This is a genomic window from Phormidium pseudopriestleyi FRX01 (genome assembly GCF_017313335.1).
Taxonomy (GTDB): domain Bacteria; phylum Cyanobacteriota; class Cyanobacteriia; order Cyanobacteriales; family Laspinemataceae; genus Laspinema; species Laspinema pseudopriestleyi.
In genome coordinates, this window is the sequence record NZ_JAFLQW010000465.1 from 1 (window position 1) to 4697 (window position 4697).

A 4697-nucleotide genomic window follows, 5' to 3' on the forward strand; every position below is an offset into this window, starting at 1 on the left:
ACTTGACAATTTTTGAGATGATTATACAATGGAAATCTGTGCCGAAGTATTTATGGCGAGATAGTTCTTCCTTATCAATTTTATCTTATCACAAAAAAATCGAATTGTCTAGGGGGTCCAGAAAAAAAAGTCGCGATTTTTGGGAATTATGGTGAGATTAGCGCCAGAGGAACAAGAGGGCAATTCCAAACAGGGAGAGGACGGCGCCGAGAATGGCCCGAATGCTGACGAATTCCCCCAGGGCGATCGCGATGGGTAAGACAAAGACTGGACTGGTAGCACTTAGGGTCTGGGCAATGCCTGCGGGAGAGAATTTGAGGGAAATCTGTTGCAACCAAATCCCGAGATAGGTGCTAAAAAATGAGGTGACGAGAACGATCGCCACCAGACGTTTAGACCCTAATCCCGAGAGGACACGGCGACCTTGTTTCCATAAGATCCACAGGAACAATAGGGATACTCCGGCCAACAAGCGGATCAAGGTACTCCATAATGGGTTGATCGCAGTTTGGGCGAGGGCAGCGCGAGAGAGGACGGCCCCCACTGCCTGAGCGAGGGCCGCCAGCAATCCCAAACTGACTCCAGGCAGCAGGGGGGCGCTGGGGGTGTCTGTTTCAGAAACCCGTTCGGCAATAGTCCAAGCAACGCCAATAATCGTGATTATCATCCCACCCCAGGCGATGAGGGTGAGTTGTTCGCGTAAAAAGAGGATAGCGAGTAAGGCAGTGAGGGGGGGTGCCAAGGTTTGAATTAAGAGGGTGCGCCTTGCGCCGAGTTGATTGAGGGCGGCAAAAAACACGGTATCCCCGAAACTAATGCCGATTGCGCCACTGAGGAATAGCAGGAACAGGGGGAGGGCGAACTCGTTGAGGGTATTAAAGGGATGGGAAAGCGCAGGAATGAAGGCGGTGGAATCGAGTGCAGGCAGCAGGAAGTCTCGCAGGAAGAGGGTGAGCAGCAGCAGGGCGATCGCCACGACTCCTTTGCTTAAATTGAGCAGCATGGGCGAGATTTGTTGTCCGAGGTAACTGTAAACCACGGAGGAGACTGCCCACAATAATGCGGCACTAATGGCGGCAAACTCACCTTTAAATTCGGCGATCGGATTCATTCGGAACAAAGGGTTAAATAAGGGTTCTATTTAGAGTATCAGGTTTAGGGAGTAATCGGGTGATCGCGAGGCTTTTTAGGGGTCCAGTTATTAGCACTCTCAATGATAGAGTGCTAATAAATATTGAGGAGATCGCACCCTGGAGGAATAGACTTGTCAAATTGAATCTAAACTTTTACAATAGAAGCAGTTCTGGTAACAGCGGTAACGATTTGCTTGCAAAAAACCTGGTATCAAAGAGATATTAAAACCAAAGTAGAAAGCGGGAGGATGTGGCTGTGGAATACACCTTCGATATTTTAGGGGTTTCCCCAATTTTATATTTTTTTAACCAACAACAGGAGAAAGTAATCGCCGATTCAGGAGTCGGAGTGGAATATCTCGCCACTCCAAAATGTACTCTGGATGCCTTTATTGATTCGGTCCAGACAGTTTCTCCCACTAAAGAGTGGGATTTAGATGGAGTGGTGCAAACGGTGATCAATTTTTGGATGCATAACCCGGATAAAATTGGCTATTGGAAAGGACGGTTAGAAGATGCGGGAGAGCAAAATTTATTAGTAGCTCGTGTGGCGGATATGGGTTCATTACGAGCTACGTTTGAATCGATTCTGAAGTATTAAGCAAGGATGCCGGTTGAATTTTGCAGTAACGACTTTAGTCGTTATTCGATGTTGGGTGTCACGAGTTGCTGTTGTTATCCTGAGTAAGTCAAGGAACATATCCCCCACCCCCTAAATTGGAGGAATTTTGAGAAGCTTGCCGATGAGAGTGTGTCTATGAGTGAATCTACTCATGGACAAACTCTCATCGTTTCAGGATGGGGATGAGGGGTGATACTGATCGCCCTGAAGCACCGATCGCGATCGCATTGAGTGTTCGATAAGAATCACGGCGAAAGTATCCATAATGCCTGATAATAGAGGGTATGAGGATTAGGTGATGGGGAGTGTAACAGCATGAAATCAGGGATATTTGCGATCGCCGCATGGACAATCACAATCACGATGACCGCCACAATGACAGCACCAGCAGTGGCTGAAAACCCAGAACACCTGAAACAGTTGCTGGAAACTAACCAGTGTCGGGGATGTGACTTGAGCGGAGTGAATCTAGCGGGTCAAAACTTACGCGGGGCGAACTTAGAGGGAGCGAACCTTGAGGGGAGTAACTTAGAGGGCGCGAATCTGAATGAAGCCTATTTAGTGAATGCCAAGCTGATGGATGCTTCATTGCGGGGGGCGAGTTTGATTGCCGCCAGACTGCATGGGGCGAATTTGGAGAATGTAGACTTATCCCGGGCTAACCTAACACTAGCGGGGATGGTGATTGCGAATTTAACGAATGCGAATTTGCAATCGGCGAACTTAGTCGGTGCCAACCTAGAGAGTGCCGCACTGGTGGGAGCCAATCTTCATAACACCAGGCAGTCTGTGGGGAACGAGCTTCAGTTCAGCCTTCAAGATGGCGGACCCTATTCCTTTGATATTGCGGGGGTTAACTTGCGCGATGCCAATCTCACCGATGCGAACCTGATGGGTGCGAACCTGATGGCATCGGATCTGACGGGGGTTCAGGTGAACTATGCCCATTTACAGCAGGCACAACTCGACGGTGCTAATCTGCCACAAGGATTTGCGGTTTCTAAATTTTAAGGGGAGATCGTCGCTGAGTGCAAACTCAGCCACTGCGAAATTGTGAGACAACAGAGAATTGAGATCGAGGATGATCTCAATTCTCTGTTTTTTTATGGCTAAAACCGACAGCCTTTAGGACTGAAGTGGGTTAACGGGAGACCTAACCCCCCAACCCCCTTCCCTACGAGGGAAGGGGGAGCCGGATAAGCCCCTTCCAGCAATAAAAAAATTTCCTTATTCTCCCTCTCCTCGTAGGAGAGGGCCACCGGAGAGGTCTCTTTCTTGAGTCCCCAACAGAGTCCTTTAGGGTGCGGATTTTTGCAGATCTATCATCGTGGTACTGCCATCGGGGGCGATCGCACCGAGTAAATCAGCCTCTGCAAACTCCGCATCGGTTATCTTTGCCCCGAGTAAATTAGCCCCGAGGAGATTGGCTCCCGTTAAGTTAGCCCCACTCAGGTTGGCCTTTTCCAGATTGGCGCGCGAGAGGTCCGCACGAGTGAGGTCCGCGCCGCTCAAATCGGCTCCACTGAGGTCCACACCACTGAGTCTGGCCCCGGAGAGGGTGGCATCCACCAAGGAAGATTGAGGGCGGATCCAATAAACTCCGGCGCGGTTCGCATCGAACTCCTCATCAAAGCAGGTGTCCGCATCACAGAGAGCAAAATGGAGGTTTGCCTCACTTAAATCCGATCCCCGGAGGTCAGCGGAACGGAGATCGGCGCGGTAGAGATAAGCTTGAGTAAGGTTGGCATCGGTGAGCTTGGTCCAGCGCAGGTCCGCTTTATAAAGATAGGCGAGGGATAAATCTGCTTTCGGGGCGATCGCATAAGCATTTCGGCCTTTGGGATCAAACCCGAGGGGAAACTGAGTCTGGCTATTATAGAGCGCATGAGAAATATCCGTCGCTCCCATATCCGCCCATCTCAAATCCGTCCCTCTCAGGTCAGCCCCTTTTAGATAAGCCCCTCTCAGGTCGGCACCCTTGAGGTCCGCCCCTCGAAAATCCGTCCGACGCAGATAGGCGGAACTCAGATTAATTTCCTGCAAAATGGCATCGCGAAACACCCCTCGGCTGAGATTTGTCCCGCTCAGGTGCGCTTCACAGAGATTGACCTTGGAAAAGAGTCTATCTCCTTGAGCATATTGGGTTAGCAGTTGATGAATGTCCATGAGTGGTTTGTCATTTGTCATTTGTCATGTGTCATTTGGGGTTTGTTCTGGGTGAGGGGGGTTAAGTGAGGGGAAAGAGTCCGGGTTTAGAAGCGTTCCCCAATCTTAAAGATGGCGCTGAGGTCTCGTTGATCACTCACGGCAAATTCCAGACGGACGGGACCAAAATCTGTGAGTAATCGCACCCCCAGACCTAAGCCGAACCCATTGCCGGGTTTATTTCGCACTTCCCCGGGTTCGCCATAGACGGAATCCCCAGAACCGAGGTCGCTGGCAAAATCGGCAAAAACGGTGCCGCTTAAGGCTGAGGAATAGGGGAGATCTAAGTCTTCAATGAGGGGAAAGCGATATTCTACGGTGCCTTGGACGTAACTTTGTCCGGTGCCGATTTCGCCATTCTGATACCCCCGCACGGAGTCACTGCCGCCGAGATTAAAGGCTTGATAGGGTGGGACATCGCCGAGGATGGTCCCGCCTTGGAGGTTAAAGACAAAGGTTTGGTCCTGAAAGGGGACGAATTGGGTAAAACTGGCACTTAAGCGGTTAAAGAGGATATCGGCACTGCCAACGGGGATGGATTGTTCGGTGGCGAGTTCAAAGCGATAGCCTTGGGTGGGCCATTCGGTACTGTTCCGGCGGTCCTGAAACAGTCCTAAGTTGAGGGTGACGAGGGTATCGAGACCTTGCTCGTTGAAGGTGAGGGGATTGCCGAGGCGATCGCTGGTGTAGAGGCGACTGGTAAACGCGGAATTGCGAATGGCAACGCGCTGGTAACT

At 50.6% G+C, this 4697-nt stretch carries 5 protein-coding genes; 2 read left to right on the forward strand and 3 right to left on the reverse strand.

The annotated features are described in order from the left end of the window. Positions 1-157: 157 nt before the first annotated feature. Positions 158-1111, reverse strand: coding sequence for a DMT family transporter (locus J0895_RS17740; protein ID WP_207089341.1), 954 nt, complete (start codon positions 1109-1111; stop codon positions 158-160). A 278-nt stretch (positions 1112-1389) separates the two neighbouring features. Here J0895_RS17740 and J0895_RS17745 point away from each other — a divergent pair, with 278 nt between their 5' ends. Together J0895_RS17745 and J0895_RS17750 are read left to right on the forward strand one after the other, a co-directional pair. Further along, the gene (locus tag J0895_RS17745; RefSeq protein ID WP_207089342.1) at positions 1390-1734 is read left to right on the forward strand and encodes a hypothetical protein; all 345 of its coding nucleotides are present in this window, start codon (positions 1390-1392) and stop codon (positions 1732-1734) included. 336 nt (positions 1735-2070) lie between these two features. Further along, positions 2071-2766, forward strand: coding sequence for a pentapeptide repeat-containing protein (locus J0895_RS17750; RefSeq protein WP_207089343.1), 696 nt, complete (start codon positions 2071-2073; stop codon positions 2764-2766). A 285-nt stretch (positions 2767-3051) separates the two neighbouring features. Here J0895_RS17750 and J0895_RS17755 read toward each other — a convergent pair whose 3' ends face one another. Then, a complete protein-coding gene (locus J0895_RS17755) occupies positions 3052-3942 on the reverse strand; it encodes a pentapeptide repeat-containing protein (RefSeq protein ID WP_207089344.1) in 891 nt (296 codons plus the stop codon). A 65-nt stretch (positions 3943-4007) separates the two neighbouring features. Next, a partial coding sequence (locus J0895_RS17760; protein ID WP_207089345.1) for a BamA/TamA family outer membrane protein occupies positions 4008-4697 on the reverse strand: 690 nt, incomplete at its 5' end.